Annotated in this window: 20 protein-coding genes; 11 read left to right on the forward strand and 9 right to left on the reverse strand. The window is 41.5% G+C overall.

Going from position 1 to position 21,005, the window contains the following annotated elements:
• Positions 1–1,601: thermosome subunit (locus FJ354_06025; protein MBM3906216.1), on the reverse strand; the 1,601-nt coding region annotated here is incomplete at its 3' end.
• A 125-nt stretch (positions 1,602–1,726) separates the two neighbouring features.
• On the opposite strand from FJ354_06025, the gene FJ354_06030 reads away from it, so the two are divergent.
• Complete coding sequence (locus FJ354_06030) at positions 1,727–3,049, forward strand: serine hydroxymethyltransferase (GenBank protein ID MBM3906217.1); 1,323 nt, start codon at positions 1,727–1,729, stop codon at positions 3,047–3,049.
• Here the strand turns inward: FJ354_06030 and FJ354_06035 are convergent.
• Together FJ354_06035 and FJ354_06040 are read right to left on the reverse strand one after the other, a co-directional pair.
• A complete protein-coding gene (locus tag FJ354_06035) occupies positions 3,046–6,420 on the reverse strand; it encodes a DNA polymerase II large subunit (GenBank protein ID MBM3906218.1) in 3,375 nt (1,124 codons plus the stop codon). The genes FJ354_06030 and FJ354_06035 overlap by 4 nt on opposite strands.
• A 2-nt stretch (positions 6,421–6,422) precedes the next feature.
• Positions 6,423–7,172, reverse strand: a complete 750-nt coding sequence (locus tag FJ354_06040) for a geranylgeranylglyceryl/heptaprenylglyceryl phosphate synthase (GenBank protein MBM3906219.1) — start codon at positions 7,170–7,172, stop codon at positions 6,423–6,425.
• 65 nt (positions 7,173–7,237) lie between these two features.
• Between FJ354_06040 and FJ354_06045 the strand changes: the two genes are divergently transcribed.
• From FJ354_06045 to FJ354_06055, 3 genes are all read left to right on the forward strand, one after another.
• Positions 7,238–7,600 carry a hypothetical protein gene (locus tag FJ354_06045; protein MBM3906220.1) on the forward strand — a complete coding sequence of 121 codons (363 nt, stop codon included), beginning with the start codon at positions 7,238–7,240 and terminating at the stop codon, positions 7,598–7,600.
• A gap of 125 nt (positions 7,601–7,725) precedes the next feature.
• Entirely contained in the window at positions 7,726–8,304 is a 579-nt protein-coding gene (locus FJ354_06050; GenBank protein ID MBM3906221.1) for a MarR family transcriptional regulator, read from the forward strand.
• Between the two features lie 164 nt (positions 8,305–8,468).
• Positions 8,469–8,630, forward strand: a complete 162-nt coding sequence (locus FJ354_06055) for an AbrB/MazE/SpoVT family DNA-binding domain-containing protein (protein MBM3906222.1) — start codon at positions 8,469–8,471, stop codon at positions 8,628–8,630.
• Here the strand turns inward: FJ354_06055 and FJ354_06060 are convergent.
• Positions 8,627–9,013 carry a hypothetical protein gene (locus FJ354_06060; protein ID MBM3906223.1) on the reverse strand — a complete coding sequence of 129 codons (387 nt, stop codon included), beginning with the start codon at positions 9,011–9,013 and terminating at the stop codon, positions 8,627–8,629. The two genes, FJ354_06055 and FJ354_06060, sit on opposite strands and share 4 nt — an antisense overlap.
• 494 nt (positions 9,014–9,507) lie before the next feature.
• On the opposite strand from FJ354_06060, the gene FJ354_06065 reads away from it, so the two are divergent.
• Positions 9,508–10,677: an AAA family ATPase gene (locus tag FJ354_06065; GenBank protein MBM3906224.1), complete on the forward strand. Its 1,170-nt coding sequence runs from the start codon at positions 9,508–9,510 to the stop codon at positions 10,675–10,677.
• Here FJ354_06065 and FJ354_06070 read toward each other — a convergent pair.
• Entirely contained in the window at positions 10,670–12,091 is a 1,422-nt protein-coding gene (locus tag FJ354_06070; GenBank protein ID MBM3906225.1) for a DNA-directed DNA polymerase II small subunit, read from the reverse strand. The genes FJ354_06065 and FJ354_06070 overlap by 8 nt on opposite strands.
• 117 nt (positions 12,092–12,208) lie before the next feature.
• On the opposite strand from FJ354_06070, the gene FJ354_06075 reads away from it, so the two are divergent.
• Positions 12,209–12,733 (forward strand): stage II sporulation protein M, encoded by a 525-nt coding sequence (locus FJ354_06075; GenBank protein ID MBM3906226.1) that lies wholly within the window; start codon positions 12,209–12,211, stop codon positions 12,731–12,733.
• Between the two features lie 255 nt (positions 12,734–12,988).
• Here FJ354_06075 and FJ354_06080 read toward each other — a convergent pair whose 3' ends face one another.
• The gene (locus FJ354_06080) at positions 12,989–13,687 is read right to left on the reverse strand and encodes a cobalt-precorrin-7 (C(5))-methyltransferase (GenBank protein ID MBM3906227.1); all 699 of its coding nucleotides are present in this window, start codon (positions 13,685–13,687) and stop codon (positions 12,989–12,991) included.
• Positions 13,684–14,169, reverse strand: coding sequence for a hypothetical protein (locus tag FJ354_06085; GenBank protein ID MBM3906228.1), 486 nt, complete (start codon positions 14,167–14,169; stop codon positions 13,684–13,686). The genes FJ354_06080 and FJ354_06085 overlap by 4 nt, the downstream gene beginning before the upstream one ends.
• A gap of 122 nt (positions 14,170–14,291) precedes the next feature.
• Here FJ354_06085 and FJ354_06090 point away from each other — a divergent pair, with 122 nt between their 5' ends.
• Entirely contained in the window at positions 14,292–15,785 is a 1,494-nt protein-coding gene (locus FJ354_06090) for a peptidylprolyl isomerase (protein MBM3906229.1), read from the forward strand.
• Here FJ354_06090 and FJ354_06095 read toward each other — a convergent pair.
• Positions 15,782–16,198, reverse strand: coding sequence for a DoxX family protein (locus tag FJ354_06095; protein MBM3906230.1), 417 nt, complete (start codon positions 16,196–16,198; stop codon positions 15,782–15,784). The genes FJ354_06090 and FJ354_06095 overlap by 4 nt on opposite strands.
• A 94-nt stretch (positions 16,199–16,292) precedes the next feature.
• Between FJ354_06095 and FJ354_06100 the strand changes: the two genes are divergently transcribed.
• Entirely contained in the window at positions 16,293–17,099 is an 807-nt protein-coding gene (locus FJ354_06100; protein ID MBM3906231.1) for a methyltransferase domain-containing protein, read from the forward strand.
• A gap of 129 nt (positions 17,100–17,228) precedes the next feature.
• Here FJ354_06100 and FJ354_06105 read toward each other — a convergent pair whose 3' ends face one another.
• Entirely contained in the window at positions 17,229–18,293 is a 1,065-nt protein-coding gene (locus FJ354_06105; protein ID MBM3906232.1) for a M24 family metallopeptidase, read from the reverse strand.
• Here FJ354_06105 and FJ354_06110 point away from each other — a divergent pair.
• The 3 genes from FJ354_06110 (at position 18,292) to FJ354_06120 (ending at position 20,834) form a co-directional block, all read left to right on the forward strand.
• A complete protein-coding gene (locus FJ354_06110; protein ID MBM3906233.1) occupies positions 18,292–19,371 on the forward strand; it encodes a DUF814 domain-containing protein in 1,080 nt (359 codons plus the stop codon). The genes FJ354_06105 and FJ354_06110 overlap by 2 nt on opposite strands.
• Positions 19,372–19,446: 75 nt before the next feature.
• Entirely contained in the window at positions 19,447–19,725 is a 279-nt protein-coding gene (locus FJ354_06115; protein ID MBM3906234.1) for a cell division protein SepF, read from the forward strand.
• 98 nt (positions 19,726–19,823) lie between these two features.
• The gene (locus FJ354_06120) at positions 19,824–20,834 is read left to right on the forward strand and encodes a hypothetical protein (GenBank protein ID MBM3906235.1); all 1,011 of its coding nucleotides are present in this window, start codon (positions 19,824–19,826) and stop codon (positions 20,832–20,834) included.
• Positions 20,835–21,005 lie beyond the last annotated feature (171 nt).

Consider the following 21,005-nt stretch of genomic DNA (forward strand, 5'->3'; position numbering starts at 1 on the left):
GGTGGTCCGGCAGATTTGGCGACGGCAATAACATCATCAATTCTAAGTATCATGCATGCAGCTTCTGCTGCAGCAGAAACAATTTGGTTCTTTACTGCTAGTGGCTCGATTATTTCGCTTGACTTCATGTTTCCAACCTTTGCCTTCATTACGTCAACTCCTGTCCATTTCTCGCCCTTGAGTTGCTTTGCGCGCAGGTTAGTCAAAGTGTCGATTGGATCCATTCCTGCATTTTCAGATAGCGTCAATGGTATTGCTTCCAGTGAGTCTGCGAATTTTTCTACTGCTAATTGTTCCCTTCCTTCTAGGGATTTTGCCCAGTTGCGCAGTCTTGTTGCGGCAAATGTCTCTGGTGCCCCACCACCTGCTACGATTGATGGATTCTCCATGACATCTTTTACTACCATTAGTGCGTCGTGGACTGATCTTTCCACTTCGTCAACAACTCTTTGTGAGCCACCCCTGAGCAATAATGTGACAGATTTTGGATTCTTGCATCCCTCAACGAATACCCATCTGTCTTCCTCTATTTTGCGCTCTTCTACTAGGTTTGCTGCGCCAAGGTCTTTTTCAAATAAATCATCAAGGTTTGTTACAATTCTTGCACCAGTTGCTTTTGCAAGTTTTGTCATGTCAGATTCTTTTACACGTCGGACTGTCAGGATTCCTGCCCTAGCCAAATAATGTTGAGCCATGTCGTCGACTCCTTTTTGGCATAACAGTACATTTGCTCCAGAGCCGATTACTTTATCAACCATATTCTTGAGCATTCTGTTTTCCTCATCCAAAAATGTCTTCATTTGTTGAGGATTTGAGATGTTTATCTTTGCATCAAATTCAGTCTTGTCAATTTCGAGTGCAGTGTTGATCAGTGCAATTTTTGCATCTGCAATTTTCTTTGGCATGCCTCCATGGATCACTTCTTTGTCCAATACAATTCCTTCTACTAGGAGAGAGTCTCTCATGGAGCCGCCTGCCTTTTTCTCTACTTTGACGTCATCTTCGTCAACTGTGAATACACCAGTGTCTTTTTCTGCTACAGAGACTACTGCCTTGACAATTAATTCCGCCAAATGATCAGATTCCTTTTTGACTAGTTTTGTCTGCATGGATGTTTTTGCAATTTTCATCAGAATTGACTTGTCGTTTGCAGTTACTTCCTCGGCAATTTCCTTTAGGAAGTGCAGTGTCTTTTTCTGCGCCTTTCTGTATCCATCAACTATTACGGTCGGGTGTACATTTTGGTTAATCAGTGACTCGGCGTTTTCAAGTAACGCGCCTGCAAGTATAACTGCAGAGGTCGTGCCATCGCCTACTTCACTGTCGGTTGTCTTGGAGATTTCAACTAGCATTTTTGCTGCAGGGTGCTGAACATCAATTTCTTTGAGTATAGTGGCACCGTCATTGGTAATGGTAACATCGCCTAGAGAGTCTACTAGCATCTTGTCCATTCCTCTTGGACCTAGGCTAGAGTGAACAATTTCTGCAATGATTTTTGCAGCTGCGATATTGTTTTTCTGGGCTTCACGACCTTTGTTTTCAGTCGAGCCTTCTTTTAGTAAAACTACGGGTAAATTTCCCTTTGGTACTTGGACGCTCATTCGATCGTCATTCAATTTTTTCCCTTTTTATACCCTTGTTTGTTAAGCTTACCAAAACAGCGATCAAGGATTTTGGAATCAAAACCAATCGCTGTTTTTAAATTGGGATAAAAGACTGGCAAAATATGGCCGGTTCTGCCTACAAAAATTCGTACAAAAAAATTCTAGCAGACCTAGTAGAGCACAACAAGTGGTTTGAAAATTCTATACCGCTTATTGCAAGCGAAAATGTGCCATCTCCTGCAGTAAAGGAGGCATTACTATCTGACTTTGGAAACCGTTACGCAGAAGGCTGGCCAGGAGAGCGCGTCTATGCAGGTTGTGTCTATATCGACAAAGTCGAAGTCGAGTGCATGGATTTAGCAAAAAAGTTGTACAAGGCAAAATTCGCAGATGTCAGGGCTATTTCCGGTGTGGTTGCCAATCTAGCAATTTATTCCGCATTTACAAATCCAGGCGACATAATGATTGCGCCATCAATCCCGGCAGGCGGACATATTTCTCACGGCAAAAAGGAGCATTCTGGTACTGCAGGCCTAGTCCATGGATTGGACATTGAATTCTATCCATTTGATGCAGAAGAAATGACAATAGATGTTGACAAGACCAAGGAAAAGATAGAGGAGTTAAAAAAAGCAAATCGACTGCCGAAAATGGCAATGTTTGGCGGCTCATTATTTTTGTTTCCCCATCCAGTCAAGGAACTCTCTGATTTTCTAAAATCATACAACATTCACATCAATTATGATGCAGCCCATGTTGCAGGACTGATTGCTGGAGGCCAGTTCCAAGATCCACTCCGAGAGGGAGCTGACACAATGACAATGAGCACTCACAAGACCTTGTTTGGCCCACAGGGCGGACTGGTATTAGGTGGAGAACAACATGGTGAGGCAATCAAAAAGGCAACATTTCCTGGACTGACATCAAGTCATCACATCCATCATATGGCGGCAAAGGCAATTACATTTGCAGAAGCACTAGAGTTTGGAAAAGCATATGCTAAAGATGTAATCAAAAACGCAAAGGCATTAGCTGATGCACTCTCTGCTGCAGGATTCAAGGTATTAGGTGAGAAAAGAGGCTACACAAAATCACACCAAATTGCAGTAAATGTTTTGGATTATTCCGATGGAGGCAAAGTGGAAGCAGTTCTAGAAAAGGCTAACATCATAGTAAACAGACAACTAATTCCAGGTGACATCAAGGCAGGACGTAACTATTTCCACCCAGGAGGAATCCGATTGGGCGTATCAGAGCTAACCAGATTAGGCATGAAGACACCAGAAATGAAAGAGATTGCCGGATTCATCAAGAGTATAGTCATTGACAAAAAGGATCCAAAGAAGCTTGCAGTCAAGGTCAAATCATTCCGAAAGGACTACCAAAAGGTCCATTATTGCTTTGATAATAAGCTGGGCGCCTACGAATACGTAAAGCTGCGTTAGTTATAGTCAGTCAACAACAATTGGTCGCCACTACGCTTTCCAAATACTAGATTAATTTCGTCTTCAAGTGTGCCAATTCTGCCTTTTAGGTAAGGACCGACGTCATATTTTTCTACTAAGCGCTTTGCCAGCCTGAGATATTTCTCAATTGACGGTCTGGTAATTGTCTGGATCAAATTTTTTCCGCAAATACAGTGTTGTAATAGCGGTGTCCTTCGGTATTTTCGACCACAGGCGGTGCACCTGAATTTCTGCCTGCCATAAGCCCTGAGATTTCCAATGATATCAGGCACCAGATGTGTCGTGATGACGTTGGTGACAATTTCTGTAGTGTCTACTGCTGATATGAGCTCGGCATTTCGTATTTGCATATCGAATTTGTCAAGCATCGACCCAAGTGTGGAATATGCACTTCGGGATCTCGAGGTGGTAAGTGTCGACGTGGTATGAGTAAAATAATAATCATAGAATTGTCTTTCCGTTTCCAGTCGCGACTTGATTATCTCTACGCTTTTGACCTCGGATGCCTTTTTGGTAGAAATTGTATCCTCAAAGAATTCCAGCGGGAGTTTTTTTGTTACCTCAAAGTTGTGCGCCTGTGGTTGGGATTCGTGGGGCAGTACGACTGGTTGTACCAAAAGTGGTGCATCCATTAGTCCACCGATTTTATCAGATAGGAACTGCCTTGAGAAATTCAAGAGAGCATCCATTAGTAACATGATAGAGTCGGCATCCCCATCGGCATCGCGCCTCTTAGCGGAATGCCAGTTTGGAGTGCCAAAGCAGACATGCGTCTCTGTATACCCGATGATTCTACCAACAATTCCCACAGATGTATGAGGTGCTAGGCCGATCACCAAATGCCCGATTAGATCATCCGTGTTTCGGACATTATAAAATGACGACTTGCCATAGAATTTTGCTAGCTCGGTGTCAACGTACTTGCAGGTCTGCACCAAGTATTTTCCACTCTCATGTGGTATGATGACGTCCTGCATCTTGAACTCTACTATTTGGTCAGGGCTGGTCAGCGTTCTTCCGTCAATGTCAGTGTCATATCCGAGCTCGTTTAGCTTTTGTATAGATGTGCCAATCCATGCCGGCTTGAAGTGGGTCAGGGGGGAGTTTGTCGCATCAAAGCGAACCGTTCCATCCTTGAATACAGTCAAGCCCAAGCTTTGTCGGATTAGGCCCTTCTCCAACGGTTCTGCAATTCTGTCCTGGTTTATCAGTTCCATTACTCCCTTGAACGGCTCTTGGACCCGGACGCCTATTTTTTCCTGAGCTGCAATGATTCTCTCCTTTAGTGGGAAAGGCTTGAATGAATGTGTAGAGACCTTTTTCTTGCATTTTTGACAAAACGTTGTATCAAGAGCAGACCTGCAGAGAGGACAAGTATGTTCAATTATAGTTCGATTTGAGCACCTTGGGCAGTTTATGCTAATTGAAGGAATGTTGCAGTTCTTGCAAATTCTATTGTAGATATTGCAGTAAAATTCAGATCGGTTGCTTGCCTTGAGCAAATCGCGAGTGCTTCCGCCTTTGTCGCCAATAGGAAATAAAGTATGCACGGGTGGCTTCATTAGTCGAGCTGCCGCCTTTTCAGGCCTGCCTATTCGAACGCCTATAGAGGTAGAAAACTTGGGCCTAATTTTGATGCCGGTTGCCCGACTCAAGATTTGTGGAACTGAATCGGTATAGTCTATTCGTATTTGGTTTGATAGTAAAATTTGGTAAAACACGTCTGCCTCCATTTCCGATAATACCACAGAAATGTCCTGTATTGTGTGCGGCACGCCTATTTTTTCAAGGATTGGCTTTGCCTGCATGGAATAGATTATTCTCTCATCTGCTATTGTGTCTGGCTTGAGTAGCACTTCCAGCTCAGCAGGTGAGATCTGCTCCCAATAAAACAAATATTTTGGATGCAATGGAATCTGAAAATTCAGTGATATCTCTAATGCCTCTTCCAGCGTCGGGGTTTTTACCAAGAATTCCTGTAGTTCTGTTTTTGCCTCGTACTGCTGAATTTTTTGCGCCAGTTCCTCTAGCCAGAATTCCTCCACATATCCAGAAGGTATGAGCTGCGCATTATTTTCCAAAAAATCCCCAAACGAGATCAAAATGTCGCCTAGGTACAGAATTCGTTCAATGTCGTCTTTGATTTTGATTCCATGCTCTACTGTTTGTATTTTGACAACATTGCCGTTTTTGAGCCTAACAATTGGCGTGTCAATGGAATCAACAAAGGCAACCGTTGCACCTTTACCTGGAACGTCTAGTTTTATCTGTGTTCCAACAGCTATGGTGTGGTTTAGAATTTCCGCTACTACTGGGTGAATTCCTACAGATGCAAAGCCGGTGTTGCAAGCCCTGCCGTATCTTAGACGAAATCCGCCTATTTTGTTTGGCATTGAGAGTACTGACCTACCGGCAATTACTTCCTTGAGGCGTTTTGCCGCAGAATCCCCTTCCTCTCCCTTTTGGACTGCTCCCTTTAGTTCTCCTAGCCAGTCCCATCCGTCAAGCTTGTAAAGCTCAATTCTCTTAAGCAGTTTTTTTGCCCTGCCAATTAGGCCGTCGTTTAGTACACGTAGAGCACCACCACGAACTCTGTCTGTCTTGATTCTTGTCATGTTTTTGTGGTTGACCACCTCGTTTGGGTCCGTATCCACGCCATCAAGTTCTACTGGTAGATTAGCAATTACTGTGATAATGTCCTGGTCTTGAACATGATACTGAAAGCTTCCAACGTCTCGCTCATAGATGCGCAATTCCTCTACGAATCTGCCTGTTTCGTCATCAAAGGCATTAGCCTGATATTTTGCTAGTCCTACTGTTTGCCTCACATGGTCAGCAATTAGCATGGTAACTGCAGATTCCGTTCCCCCAGCAGAACGCATTGGGCCGGCAATGGATACCGAAAGATAGTCGGTTCCATCCTTGTTTTTCTTAATCGTTACACTTGAAATTCCCTGTAGGGGGGCAATTGTGACGCCTTCAGTTACTATGGCCAAGCCTACGCGCACGGCATTGTCTAGTCTTTGCTCTAGTGTTGTATCCTCTGGTAGATATTGCCCCAAGGCAATGCTCTTGGATAGTTCCAGTGCCGCAATCTCCTTTCCCTTGGTTTTCAATAATTCCCGCAACGGCTCGGCAATGTCGATATCGTGCATTTTGGCAACCCGGTCTGCCAGATCAAACGCTATTTTGGGTTCCACTATTCCAGAGGAATCAACTAGGGTCGATTTTGCCTCAGCCGCTTTTCCAAAGATTTGGTAGACCTGTTCCGATATTTTGGAATAGTAATCAAGATAATTGCTTGGCATTGGGATTCCCTGAATTCGGGAGATCGCCGCATTCTCTGACATGTCTAGCCTAAGTTCTTGATACTATTTGCTATTTCGGCTAGCTTTTTGAGGCTGTCCTTTTCCTTTTCCAGCATTGTTCCAATTACTAGGGCATCGGCTCCGGCTTTTACTAGTTCAGAGGCGGTTTTGGCATCACGAATGCCCCCACCCACTATCAAAAAGCCCTTGAAGAGCTTACGGACCGTTGCAACCATTTGGGGTCGAACGCTTTCCTTTGCCCCAGATCCTGCCTCCAAATACACAAATCTCATTCCCAAGAACTGGGCTGCCAAGCAATAGGCAGCTGCAATGTTAGGCTTGTCAAATGGTATGCCTTTGGCAGAGCCAACAAACCAAGCGGTTGTTCCTTCACCTATTATGATATATGCCGTTGGTAGTGGTTCTAGGCCGAACTTGAGCACACTTGGGGCTCCAAGTGCCTGAGCTTGGGTGATATAGTATGGGTTTTCCGAGTTCATTAATGAGCTAAATAGTATTGCGTCTGCTGACGGGACTACACCCGTAACATTTCCAGGAAACAGAATTATTGGAATTTTGACTGCTTTTTTGATGTTTTTTACAACTTGTGCCATCTCTAGTTGGTCAATTGCCGAAGAGCCGCCCACCAATATGGCAGAGGCGCCTATTTTTTCGACTTGTTTTGCTAACTTGGTAGATTCCTTTATCTTTGATACTTCAGAGTCAATTAGTACAAACAATAATGTGCCTTTTTTCTTGCGTGTAGCACTCAGGTATTGCTCTACTTTACCCATAAAGTTTGGTTTGAACCTATTGTTTTAAAGTTTAATTAAAATGAGGTATACAGATCTGTATAGCTATGGTAGAGATTGATGAATCTAATTTTAACAATATTATCAAGCAAATTATCAAAAAATCACTATTTACAGAGCGACAAATTCAAATTATTTTAAATCGGAAAAACCTTTCCGAGTTCGAGTTTGGCATCAGTAAGGGTGCGTATTTTCGCCAAGTAAGCCAGTCCAGGGAGAAGTTAATGGGTCTATTTTATTCAATAATTCTGCTTCGTGGCTTAGGCATACTGCTTCCAGATGACATTGATGTGATATCTAGGCTTGCAGAGCAGGTTTCTGTGATAAAAAACAGTGATGTATTCCCAGAAAAAGAGGAGCAGGTAACAAATGTCATAGACAAATTGGTTCGACAGGCATGTGGAATGTGACTAATCACAACCCAATCCCACGACGTTTTGAAATATAGTGATTAAGTCTGATGTATTAGTTGATACAAAGTGTGAAGATTAGTTGGCCAATCACGATAAATCACATAAATTTTTCATAAATAGTGATGATGATAGAGATTCCCGACCCTCAGGTCATAGCATATGTCATAGTTGCATTCGTAGTCGGGGTCTCTGGCATGATGATTTATGGTAAAATCAAGACCATGAGTACACAAAAAACCTCAGATCCTGTCTATTTGTCACGCTTGGAATATTATGAAAGGCAGTTAATCGACATGAAAATACGCCTAGATGCCATGGATCTCGAGGAAAAATTGGTGGAAGAACCTATTTTGACTAAAGTTGAGCCTATTTTGCAGAAAAAGGTGGAAAAACAAGTCCAAAGAGAACCAGAAGAGGTTAAAATTGAGCCTTTCAAGCCTACTTCAAAGCCAAGAATGCCTAACATGGGTTTTGAAGGTATTGCAGAACACGTCTTGGGATTAATCACAGCAAAGGAAATGACGTCACGTGATATCCAAATCACAATAGGAAGAAGTAGAGAGCACACATCCAGACTGATGAAGAGACTTTACGAGGAAGGCTATGTACAGAGAAACGACAAGACAAAACCATTTACATATCAGATCACTGAAAAGGGAAAAGCAAAGGTTGGTAGTCAAGAACAACCAATTACAGCCTAAGTTTTTAGAGAGACCTACATTAATATTTTTATTAGGCATTCCTAATAAAATTCACAAATGATAATATTTTCATTAGTTTAACCTAATTTACTCTATTATCTCCAAAATTTTATTATATTTTAATGATTATAAAAATTTTATATATTATAATTTATTAATCTAATATGATGCTTACAGAAAATGATGAACTTGTCAAGATCACGGCTGTAGGAACTATATCCATACCAAAGCAATTCCGCAAATATTTAGGCATTCAGAAGGGTGATTATGTCAAAGTTAGCCTTCAGGGTGACTCGCTCATATTAAAGCGAGTAAATATCTCCTAGTCTGATTTCTGTGGAATCTTGGCTATTTGGTAGACCCAGGCCTTGCCTTGACGGAGACGGTTAATCCTTCCTTTGCCATTGAATCTGGCCAAGTAGGTCGAAATTATGCTTAATTTGATGGGTTCGTTGTATTCATCTTCATATTTTTCCAGTATTTCATTGGAGGTAAAGTTGCCCATTGGGAAGTGTTTGTCTACAATATACCAGATTTTAGCCCCCACCGAGTCCAATTGAGGTACCTCATCTTGGTCTTCTATGTTCATGAGGTTCATTAATTCGAAAATTTTAATGACCTTATCCCTGGTTATGTTGCCCTCGATGTTAAAGTTGTATTTAGCACCATCAGAATCTTCAAGGTCGATTCGTATCCTTTTTTTTGCCATTTTCGTGATCGATCGTGTTAATTGGTTAACAAATGAACGGATCCCATCAGCTTTGTTAACTCCGAGCGTTGTTAACGTTGACTGCGTGGTCCACGCCTGGCTAAAATTCACATGTTAACAGGTTAATCCCTCTTAATGACCCTAAAATGTTAATTTCTATGCCTGGAGTGGAAATTATGGGGTCAAATCTGGCTCGTTAACAATGTTAAGGGTAACCTTCACGCCTGGACTCGAAATATAGGGGTCAAAATTACCTTTTTTGGGCTTTTTCTTAACACTTTGTTAACTTTTTGTGAATTTCCCACACACCATCATTTCCACTCTTTTTCTTTCAAAATTTTTTTATGAAAATCAAATTAAAAATAATTAATTACCAACTAAACTCAAACTATCATATTCATTCTAAACTCCTCATGAATAGTCAAAGTTGTGATGGACTGGAAATTGAGGTGTGAGAGTTGAAAGAAGACCCAGTTGATAGATTATTAGATAATATGGAAAGTGGCAGGTCCATAATTAAAAACCGTAAAGTTCTACATTTCTCCTATTTACCGGAATTGATCCTGCACAGAAATGAGGAACTCGAAAAAGTAACCCAATCACTTTCACCTATTTTAAAACAATCAAGACCGTCTAACCTCATTGTATATGGCAAACCAGGCACTGGTAAAACCCTAGTTGTAAAAAAAATACTAGATAAAATACAACAACGAGTAGAGAAATCAAAATTCCCAATCAAACTAGTATATTCTAATGCCAAGGATGAAGCGACCCTCTATAGTTTGTTTGTAAGTATTGGTAGACAGTTGGACTTGGATGAAGACCAAATACCGGCAACAGGACTTTCAATATCAGAAGTTTTCAAGAGGCTGCTAAAGGCAATAGAGAAAAATCAATACAATATCGTCTTTGTAATAGACGAAATTGACTATCTGGCCCACCTAATATCAAAGACGGGAAAGGATGTCATGTACCAATTAACCAGGGCAAACGAACGTCTAAAGAATGGCTCACTAACTTTGGTTGGAATATCAAACGACCTTACTTTCAAGGAAAGGCTGGATCCACGCGTAATCAGCTCATTATCCGAGGAAGAGATCATCTTTACCAATTATTCCGTTGACCAACTCAAAGAGATCCTAAAGGAGAGAATCAAGGAAGCGTTTGCCGAAGGCACAGTAGAAGACTCGGCGTTAAATCTCTGTGCTGCAATGGCAGGCAGAGAGCATGGCGATGCCAGACGTGCAATTGACTTACTTCGTGTAGCAGGCGAAATAGCCGAGCGCGCTCAGGCAAGCAAAGTAACAGAAGAACACATCAGAACTGCCTCATCAAAAATAGAAGAAGACAAGGAGACAACAGCACTACAATCCTACCCACTACATGAGAAACTCCTAATCGTGGCAGTAATGAAGGCATCAGGCCTTTCCACAGGCGAGATCTATTCTGCATACAAGAACCTCTGCAAGCAAATTCGCCAAAAGGAACTAACCCAAAGAAGGGTAACCCAAATGCTGTCTGAAATAGAAATGTCTGGGATTATTTCAGGCAAAATTGTCCACCAAGGAATTCATGGAAGGACAAAGAAATTCACACTGACAATTTCAACAGAGACTGTCAAAGAGACATTCAAGTCGGAAGCGACACTAGAAGATATTATTTAGAAAAATCTTTGGTGTAGACCTTAAATGTCTTCAAGTTTACCAGAACAGCAACTGCCGGAGTCGGCGTAACACCCACTCCCGACTGGAACGGCGTCTGTGACTGCCAAGCACCCGAGTTCAGAATTAGTATGTTCTTGTACAAATCCAGGCCTATTACATGGACATGCCCAGCATGGAAAATATCTGGCACCTCATCAATTACCATATAGTCTTCTAGTTCTGGCGCAAGTGGGGTTTGGGCTCCATAAATTGGGCTCAGGTGCCTAGCCTTGAGCAAACATTGCATTACACTGGCTGGCTTATCATAACTTAGACCGGGCGTGGTCTTTACAATATCATCGACTGATTGACCGTGGAAAATTAGGACCTTGACGCCATTTAACGATATCATGGCTGGATTGCCTACCATGAAAAAGTTCTTTCTACCCCACAGGTCTGGGTTGTACTTGGCAGGAATTGCTGGTTGAGGCAACGCCCTTCTTCCCGGATCGTGGTTTCCGGGCGCGATAAACACCTTGATATGTTTTGGGACTTTGTCTAAAATTTCATAGAGTATCTTTAATTGGTCTTGGGTGTTTAGTGCCACCAATTCCTTGTCCTGATTTGGGTAGATTCCTATTCCATCCACCACATCGCCACCTAGGATAAAGAATCGGACCTTTTTTGCAATTGGATCTGGACTTGAAAGCCAAGCAACCAAATCCAAGAACTCCTTTTCCATAAAATATTTAGAGCCAACATGTAGGTCCGAGACAAATACGGCATAGACCTCTGTTTTTGAGCGGTTTGCGGCGTGGTCTGGAATGTCAGGCAAAATGATGTCCTTGACAATAAAGCCGCCGTTTTTGCTTGTGACAATTTTTTCCATTACAAACTGGTCCATCAACAATCCAGAGGCCGTTTTTTGGAGCTCCTCGTCGATCACTATTGTTTCCATTATTCCACTGGGGTCCTCTAGTGTTATTTTGGTGACATTCCTGTCGGTTCGCCTTTCTGTTACCAAACCACACACATAGACGTCATCTTTGGACTTTGATGAAATCACAGCAGAAATGGCCTTGATCATCTTTGACTCGGGCCTGTTTGACATGATTCGCTTTAGCTTGGCATACCTGCTTGCAAACAGGGCAGTAAACCCTTGGACTCCCTCTGCAGAAGCCAGATTAGGCGTGGGATCGAAGAGAATTTCGTGCCTATCTTCTATTGATTCATCTTCTTTAATTCCCAGGAATGACTCTAGGTCCTTTTGTGAAATCAGGTATAGTTGCTGGCGTTCTTTTTCCTTTACGATTTGCTTTATGATATGCCCTAGTTCTTTTACGTCAATTTGCTCTAGTATCTTTAGCGCATCTGGATGGATCTGAAAGCCCTTGTTGATTATAAAATTTAATGCGGCACCAACATCACTAATCATCAACACCATCACATCAAAACACGTTTTAATTAACTCTGCCTCAGATCAACAAACTCTTATTCACCACACAAAACGAGTGATCAATTGAAAAAGAGGATAATTCTATTCTTTGTGTTTTTGGGTATATTTTCTGCGGCATTTTCTTTGGGCGCAGAAATGCAAGTGTCAGAGGAAGAGGCAAAGATTTTCTTAGAAGAATTCAACAAGCTTATCGAGTCCCTAAAGAGCGAGAACTTTGGATTTAAGATCTTTATACACAACACTCAGATCGCACTTGCAATGTTCATTCCTGGAGTCGGAATCGGTTGGGGTGTGTTTTCTGCAGTATCCACCGGCTTTGCGTTTGCCGCACTAACTACTGCAACTCCTCTATTAGGTGAGATTCCACCGCTTGCACTGATATTTGCGACACCGTTTGGTTTGATGGAACTTGCTGCATACTCACTTGCAATGTCTAGGAGCTTTATTCTAATTGTAGCATTGTTTAGAAGAACCCAAATAAAGGAGCAGTGGAAACCACTCACACTAGAAATCGGAATTGTATTTGGTCTTCTTTTGGCAGGAGGTATTATCGAAGCCTATATGATAGAGAGTTTTGAGCGCGAAGACCTGATGCCAAAGCTCAACGAAATCAAGAATTGATTAAATTTTTTTGGTTTGACCAAAAATAATTCACTAGTAAATTATAAACAAAATCAGGACATGACTATATTGTCAAGTATCTATCCATTCTATCTGTGTTCGTAGGCATAGTTTTTCCCTCATCTGTAAATAATGGAGGAATAACTCTACGTCAACAAGGCGTTCACGTTTTCTGGAAGCAGCTCTGCCGCATCTAGCACATCGACGTTACTGTCTTTGATGTATCCAAGATTCCAAAAACAAGGACATCTCTAACTAGAAATTAATGTAGGATTCCAGCTTGTGCTGGTTGATAACCATCACGGACAGATCAGAAAATTCCTTACCCTCCAAATCCGAGACAAATCCTACAAACTCGGTTTCCTTGTCAGTAGTTAGAAATTCGTACACATGGACGCGCAGTTTTTTGGTATCAAAACCATTTTTCCTCAAGTAATGGGCAATTTCCGATTGCATAAAATGCTTGGTTGGGTCGCGCGGCCAAGGTCTTGGTACCAAAACGACAGAGAACCCATCCAGTATTGCCTTTTGGAGTTCCAGTTTTTTTTCCTCGATTGGGGTTGTAATGTGCATTGTGATTACTTTGGAGCGATCAAGGGGGACTTGGGCTTTGGATGCAGCCACCTGAGTTGCTGAGATTCCAGGAATTATGGTAATCTTACCAAAGATCTCGATTAGTCTATCAACCACTTCGGACTCGGAGAAATTCACATCACCAGTAAATGGAACGACTAATTTTTTTTGGCCCAGGGTTTTTGCTACTTTTTGGTAGGCCTCCTCTTGGTTTTTCATTGTGATTTCGTGTATTTCTTTTCCCTCAAGCAGAGACTGGATCGTCTGTATAGTGTACTTGTAGCCAATCACGACATCGCAGTCAATAACTATCTGTTTGACTAGCTCCGTGACATATTTTGGCGATCCTGGCCCTACTCCAACAGCAAAAACATTTGTCATGATTCCATCCTTGATTTTATGTATTGAACTATGGGCACCCAGTTTATTTTCAGAAAATTCATTGGCGCCTTTACTGGATAGCTGACCCAATCACGGACAATGGAAAGGTGAAATTTTCTCTCCTTTTCGCCGTCCCGCAGCTTTAATACTAGGATGGAGCCCCATGCTTTTTCCTCAGTATTCACACTGATGACATCTCCGATTTCATATCTTGAGTTTTTTTCGTTTTCTAGATCTAGTGCAAGATTTTTTTCATCATATCCATCATGAACCCAAATTGTGTTTTCTGGGTCCTTGAGAAGCATTAGAGTTTGACGCTGAGTAGTTGACTTCCACCACTGTGGTTTTGCTTGTGTTTTTGATACAAAATACAATCCCTTGTTGGTGACAAAAAGCATGCATTCTTTACTCCGTGTGAATAATTTTTTTTCTTCAATCCATATTGACAATAGATGAGTCTTTATCTTCTCATCAGAATCCATAAAATCCCAAACCTTGGCCGTTGTTAAAAACTAATGCCATTAGCTTTTATTTGAGATGGCAAAACCCTTCGTTGTTGCGACATTTGTTCATTATTTCTGCAATTGGCTTGCTAATTTTTGGAATGACGCCTGTATTTGCCGAAACAGAAATCTCTGACAAAGTTGTAGTACTTACCACAAAATCTGGAGAAATGGTAATAGAGTTATTTCCAGCAGACGCTCCAAAGACGGTAGAGAACTTTTTAAAATTAACAGAAGAGAAATTTTACGATAGAACAGTATTCCACAGAATAATCAAGGATTTCATGATTCAGGGTGGTGATCCAAAGACACGACCGGGTGGATATCAGAAACTGGCGGAATGGGGTACTGGCGATGCTGGCTATACAATTCCAGGCGAGTTCAATACAATCATGCACAAGAGGGGAATTGTTTCCATGGCTCGGGGTGGCGATCCAGACAGTGCTAGCTCACAATTTTTCATAGTACATCAGGACACACCTTCCTTGGATCAGAGCTATTCTGTGTTCGGTAGACTGGCAACACAGGCAAGCTTTGACACTCTGGATAAAATTGCAAATCTGGAAACAGGTGGAGAAGCATCAAATGACATTCCTTTACAATGGGGCAATGCTGAAATTCTCAAGGCCGAAATCAAAAGCAGATCCGACATTGTAGACTTGCTTGAGCAGGGCAAACCTGAAAGAGTCACACCAAGGATCGCAGAACAGGTTTCATATTCTAATGAAAGGCTAGGATTTTCATTTGTTCCGCCGGCAGGATGGTTTACGCAAGAGCCGCAAAAGCGAAATGCCGATACACCAGATGTAGTAGTTGTTGGCGATAAAATAGGCGGATTCACACCAGCAATTTCTGTTTCTGCTGAATCAGCAAACGGTATAACACTGGAACAATACTACGAGCAAAACATGGAAACACTAAAACCCGCAATTAATGCCGGCGTTATGGTCATTCAAAATGAAGAAAAAACTATCATCAAAGGAAATGAAGGCTATGTTCTAGAGGCATTAGGCACATTCAATGTAACTGGAACGCAGATAAAAGTCAAGTTCAAAGAAGTTGTAATACATTCTGGCGATAAATTTTATACTCTGACATACACCAACAGTGAAAATAATTTTGCAACTACATTGCCGAAATTTATGGATACTCTGGAGTCATTTTCTACCAGTGCCCAGCCAACTGATCTAGGTCCTAAAGAGAATGGCCCAAAACCAATGGGCGAATGTGCCATTGCAACTGCTACATTTGGAACCGAGCTGGCCCCACAAGTACAAGCCTTGCGAGAAATAAGGCAGAATGTTTTGTTTGGAACTAGCTTAGGCACAACATTCATGACTGGATTCAATGAATTTTATTATTCATTTAGTCCTGCAATTGCTGATCTGGAAAGGCAAAGCCCAATTTTCAGGGAAATGGTAAAGGCTACAATTACCCCAATGCTGTCTACAATGTCGATTCTAAGCTATGCCGACATTGATTCAGAGCAGGAATTGCTTGGCTATGGCATCGGAATAATACTACTAAACATTGGCATTTACTTTGTTATGCCTGCCATTATAATAGTAAAAATAAAAAATAGATTTTGGAGTTAGTGCAAAACTCTCGGAATCTTTTTTGCGATATGCGCAATAGAGATCCTTCCTGGGCCCATGGTTATGATGGACAGGTTTGCAGCAAGCAAAATTAGATCAAATTCGTACCCACCTTGACCTGTAAAGTTTTCCGCCTTTTTGACGTGAAAGATTGCGCCAAGCATTATGATTGACAGTATTGACGCAGAGATTCTGTTTAGAACGCCCACAATTAGCAAAACCCCACAGACGGATTCTGCGAGAATGATAGGTATTGTCATTTCTACTGGCATGCCAAGACTGTTTACAAATCCACCAAAGCCTGGATTTGCAGCCTTGCCTAGCCCATGTACCAAAAATATCACGCCTACTGCCAATCTTAGGCCTAGGTGAGTGATGTCATTGAGTTTTCCTTCCCTAATGTTAGCTTCCATTGGTATTTCGGCCCGTTGACGATATAATAAAAGGTTCGACTGTCCTACTCTTGAGAAATTGGCAAATTCTAATCAAATAGAATACAAAAAGAGAATGATCAAAACCTGGAATGAAATCGCACCTCGTTACCATAAGAGGTGGGCCGGCAAAAATACGGGGCCTTTCCAAAGTACGCAAAAACTAGTTTCCATGGCAAAACTTCGCCCTGGAAATATAGTGCTTGACTTGGCGTGCGGAACAGGCGCAGTAACTAGGCAAATTTTGGCCAAAATAGGAAAATCTGGACATGTGATTGGCCTTGATAGCTCACAGACGGCACTTACCATAGCAAAAAAATCAATCAAGGAAAAAAATGCGGATTTTGCCATATTTGATGCAGAAAAATTTGAGTTTAGCCAAAAGTTTGATGCCATTACATGCCAGTATGCCTTATTCTTTTTTCCAAATGCGACCAAGGCATTGGCGAACATCAAAAAAACTTTGAAGAAAAACGGAACACTGGCAATGGCTGTCCACGGCGCGGGGGATTCAGTTCCGTATTTTTCAAGTATTTTGGACTCTGTTCAAAAATTCATTCCAGATTATCTTCCATCTGGTGCGCCAGACCTAGACAGGTTTGGGACAAAAACAAATCTCAGAAAAGCAATCGTACAGGCTGGATTTAGCAATGTTGTGATCCAAGAGTACAAGTTCTGGTATTCACCAGGCACATTTGCAAAATACTGGTCTGACTATCGAAAATATCTGGCAAAACCACTACGGGAAAAACTAGACAAGCTTGGTACAAAACAAAAAACAGAGCTAAGAAAAACTGTTTTAGAAAAAACTATTCCTTATACAAAAAATGGAATAATCAAATTCCCTTGGAAGGTTCTAATTCTTTCTGCAAAAAAACGATAACAAAAACTGTTGGGTGTTTTCCAATTTTTCATTGGAGCATATACTACAACAAGATGACTCCACATGATCTTGTTTAATTGGTGTTATAGTTAGATGGGTGTATGTGTAAGAGGACAGCCCACTCGAGCCCTACAGGATAATCAGTTCTTTTGTGAACTTGTGCATGTTAATCGGTTTTTGCTGCACAATCACAGAGTCTTCGATTCGTACGCCAAACCTATTTGGAATGTAGATTCCCGGCTCTACTGTGATTACCATGTTTTTTTTCAGAATAGTGGTACTTTTTTGAGAAATAGTTGGAAACTCGTGGACCTCAAGACCGATCCCATGGCCTGTTGAGTGTATGAAATATTTTCCATAGCTGTTCAGGTTGATGTGTTCCCTACATGCATCGTCAATGCTTTTGCATGAAACATTGGGTTTTACAGCTTGCAGGCCAAGTTTTTGCGATTCTTTTACAATTTCATAGACTTCTTTTGCCTGGTCTGAGACCTTGCCTAGGCCAAATGTTCTTGTGGCGTCGCTGACATAGCCCTTGTATCGCAGCGTAAGATCAATTACTATGAGATCACCACTTGCAAATTTTCTTCCTGTAACTTGGGCGTGCGGCAATGCGCCATTAGGGCCGCCAGCAATAATAAGTGGATTCAGAGTAGAGCGATAGCCAGTTGCAAACATGTCCTGCTCCATTGCAAACGCCATTAGTTTTGCCTGCAACTCAGACTCGCGTAATCCTTTTACTATTTTTTTAGTACAAAGCTCATACATGTCGTCTAGAATTTTGGATGCTTTTCTGAGAACTACTATCTCGGATTCATCCTTTATTTCGCGGGCTCGATAGAAAGGTTCAGTAGAATGCTTTATTTTTGGTATAGATTTTTTGAGTAATTCCATTGTATCATAATTTTGGCAGTCGGTGCAGACCTTTTTGCCATTGATTTTTTTGAGTAGAGTAGATAACAAACCCATTCCACGCTCTGATGTTATAACATCACAATCAATGGCGTCGTCCTTTGCGCGACCCACTTCTAATTCCGGTGCAATTATGGAGGTGTCACCGTTTTTTTCTAAAACCCCGATTGCCTCACCCCAAAATCCAGTCAGATAAAACAGATTTTCTGGATCAAAGCAAACAAGGGTATCACAGCCGATTTTCTGCGCATGGTGTAATAGCGTTTTTCGGCGCACTTTCATGCGTGTTTTGACGTCTAGTGGTGAATTAATCTTTCTTGGAACATTTGTATACTGGAAAACACGTTTTTTCTCGTTGGGAGAAAAGAAAAAAGTGGTTGCATTACTCTCTGGAGGCCTTGACAGCCAGTTAGCTGTTAGGATGATGCAAAATCAGGGCTTCGAGGTTTCTGCGGTTGCAATCAAGACTCCGTTTTGTGATTTTGATTGTGGTCGTGGGTGTGGATTTGAGATTCATGAGCGTGCAGACGCACTAAATGTCAAGCTAAAGACGGTTTACTTAGGCGATGAATACATCGAAATGCTAAAGAATCCAAAATATGGATTTGGCGCAGCAATGAATCCGTGCATTGATTGCCGCTCTATGATGTTCAAGGCAGCAAAAAAACACATGGAGGAAATTGGCGCAGAGTTTATCATTTCTGGCGAAGTCTTAGGCCAAAGACCAATGAGTCAACACGAACCCGCACTAAAAACAATAGAAAAGTTATCCGAATTAAAAGGACTAATTGTTAGACCGTTGTCTGCTGGACTTCTTGGAAAAACAATTCCAGAGGAAAAGGGCCTGATAAGACGCGAAGACATGGGTAAAATTTGTGGCAGAGCACGAAGAACTCAACTGGACATGGCAAAAGAATTTGGAATAGAAAATCCACCAAACGCGGGTGGTGGATGTTTACTAACTGAACCGGCATTTGGATTGCGCGCAAAAGATCTATTCTCATATGTAGAGAACCCTACCCTAAATGATATTGAATTGCTAAAAATTGGTAGACATTTCAGACTGGATGAGAAAACAAAACTAATTGTTGGAAGAAACAAGGACGAAAATGATATGATAAAAGCACTTGCATTACCAAATGATATTTTGTTTGTAGCTCGTGATCACAGGGGACCAGTTTCCATACTTCGCGGAGAAAACCTAGAACAGCACAAGTCTTTATGTGCTGCAGTGACACTACGATATTCCGATGCTCCAGAAGACTCTGAAAATATTATCACGATACAGCATGGTGATAACACATCAGAGATTTCGACAAAGAGCGCTTCCGAGTATGATTATATCCAATTTCGAGTCTAGGAACAAAACTGTACATTCGTGCGTAATTTTCTGCGAAAAGCTTTTTGAGGGTTCACCTAGCAGTATTGATGTATAATGCAAAAAACGGAAAGCCCAACTTATCTTAAAGCAATCACAATTCGTGATCAGAGCGACATTCACTCTATCAAAGATGACATGAAAAAAAACATGATTCTGATTTTGAGAGTAACGCCACTTGCGCAAAAAGATGTTGAGCAACTCCGCAAGCTAGTTGAGGAATTGTACGCCCAAGCAAAAAATTTCAATGCAGACATTGCAAGACTTGGAGAAGAGAGGATTATTGTCACGCCGCCAGGTGTTAAAATCTGGAAACCAGAATACGATCTGAAATAATATTAAAATTTCACGGATAAATTCTACGCCCCATTAATATTGAGTCGATTTCTCAAATTTGCAAATTGCATAAAATCCCGTTTGTAGCTATTCTGATCTTGGCAATTGGCATGCCGCTCGCGTTTGCAGATCCCATGCAGACAATACGGGAATGTGAGACTTTGTATCCTGAATTAGAAACTCTTGGCAAGACCAAGTTCTTGGAGCGATACATGCACCACCCAAATGTTCGAAGCTGCCTTACTTTGTATAATGACATTTCCTGGTTTGCAGAAGAACCGGACAGAACTGATCGACTGATCGCATTGCTGGGAGAGCCGATCACAAAAAAGACAGTTCGCGATCGTTTTGATCGCACAGATGCAATCCCGCAATGGATCAAAGACGATGCGACACGCTGGCACCAAGGAAAAGAGCGCGACAATATTTTCTCATATGGAATTAGATTTCTGATAAACTCTAAGATGATTGATGCGCCGATCAGCAAATCCGATCAACAAATTTGCATGCAAGACCAGATCTGTGTTGCAAAAAATAACTATATTCGATACTCGATCAAGGACGAAAAAGGTGATGTCACGAATCTTACTCATACCTTTGGCACGCCTGGAAGCATCATAGCAATAGCCTCAGTGGAGATAACCAAAGACGAAAAAATACTGGACAGCTTTCACATCAACTCAGATGGCCTGGTAGGCCACACAAAACAATACTATCGATTCGTGCACAAGATTCCAGAACTAGGCACGACAATTCACTCAGAGCACGAAATTCAGACTCTAAATGAGGTGATTTTCCCATACAAAAACCAGCAAAGAGACGCAATAATTGCCTGGGATAAAACCAAGCAGTACCAGGAGGTAATTGACAAAAAAACAGGCATAGTCTTGTTTGCAAAATTCCAGGACAGAATCAAAAAGACGCAGTGGAGCGCAGAGCTTACAGACACCAACGCCTTTGTAGATGAAATTGAGATTCAATATGAGGGAATGAGAGTTCCTTCCTGGATCAAGAACCCAGTAAAATGGTGGACGGAAGGCAAGATATCTGATTTGGAATATGTCAATAACATCAGTTATCTGATAAAAAATAACATTATGCAAATCTAACCATAAATAGCAAAATTACACCAAAATAATGTGGTAATTTCTTATTCAGAAAGAGTCAGCTGTTCACAAGAAATACTATGGGACTTGCTGCTTGACAAAGCCCAACATCCAGAAAGAACCATAAAACAAGTAACAGAATCCAAAATCCTACAAACATATTCTGATGGATTT

The organism is Nitrososphaerota archaeon, from assembly GCA_016872055.1.
In the GTDB taxonomy this organism is placed as follows: Archaea; Thermoproteota; Nitrososphaeria; order Nitrososphaerales; family Nitrosopumilaceae; genus Nitrosotenuis.

Excerpts from the sequence above, each read along its gene's own strand:
- FJ354_06030 (MBM3906217.1), top strand. The coding sequence starts at position 1,727 with ATGGCCGGTTCTGCCTACAAAAATTCGTACAAAAAAATTCTAGCAGAC.
- FJ354_06035 (MBM3906218.1), bottom strand. The coding sequence starts at position 6,420 with ATGTCAGAGAATGCGGCGATCTCCCGAATTCAGGGAATCCCAATGCCA.
- FJ354_06040 (MBM3906219.1), bottom strand. The coding sequence starts at position 7,172 with ATGGGTAAAGTAGAGCAATACCTGAGTGCTACACGCAAGAAAAAAGGC.
- FJ354_06045 (MBM3906220.1), top strand. The coding sequence starts at position 7,238 with ATGGTAGAGATTGATGAATCTAATTTTAACAATATTATCAAGCAAATT.
- FJ354_06050 (MBM3906221.1), top strand. The coding sequence starts at position 7,726 with ATGATGATAGAGATTCCCGACCCTCAGGTCATAGCATATGTCATAGTT.
- FJ354_06055 (MBM3906222.1), top strand. The coding sequence starts at position 8,469 with ATGATGCTTACAGAAAATGATGAACTTGTCAAGATCACGGCTGTAGGA.
- FJ354_06060 (MBM3906223.1), bottom strand. The coding sequence starts at position 9,013 with ATGGCAAAAAAAAGGATACGAATCGACCTTGAAGATTCTGATGGTGCT.
- FJ354_06065 (MBM3906224.1), top strand. The coding sequence starts at position 9,508 with ATGGAAAGTGGCAGGTCCATAATTAAAAACCGTAAAGTTCTACATTTC.
- FJ354_06070 (MBM3906225.1), bottom strand. The coding sequence starts at position 12,091 with ATGATTAGTGATGTTGGTGCCGCATTAAATTTTATAATCAACAAGGGC.
- FJ354_06080 (MBM3906227.1), bottom strand. The coding sequence starts at position 13,687 with ATGACAAATGTTTTTGCTGTTGGAGTAGGGCCAGGATCGCCAAAATAT.
- FJ354_06085 (MBM3906228.1), bottom strand. The coding sequence starts at position 14,169 with ATGGATTCTGATGAGAAGATAAAGACTCATCTATTGTCAATATGGATT.
- FJ354_06090 (MBM3906229.1), top strand. The coding sequence starts at position 14,292 with ATGACGCCTGTATTTGCCGAAACAGAAATCTCTGACAAAGTTGTAGTA.
- FJ354_06095 (MBM3906230.1), bottom strand. The coding sequence starts at position 16,198 with ATGGAAGCTAACATTAGGGAAGGAAAACTCAATGACATCACTCACCTA.
- FJ354_06100 (MBM3906231.1), top strand. The coding sequence starts at position 16,293 with ATGATCAAAACCTGGAATGAAATCGCACCTCGTTACCATAAGAGGTGG.
- FJ354_06110 (MBM3906233.1), top strand. The coding sequence starts at position 18,292 with ATGCGTGTTTTGACGTCTAGTGGTGAATTAATCTTTCTTGGAACATTT.
- FJ354_06105 (MBM3906232.1), bottom strand. The coding sequence starts at position 18,293 with ATGAAAGTGCGCCGAAAAACGCTATTACACCATGCGCAGAAAATCGGC.
- FJ354_06115 (MBM3906234.1), top strand. The coding sequence starts at position 19,447 with ATGCAAAAAACGGAAAGCCCAACTTATCTTAAAGCAATCACAATTCGT.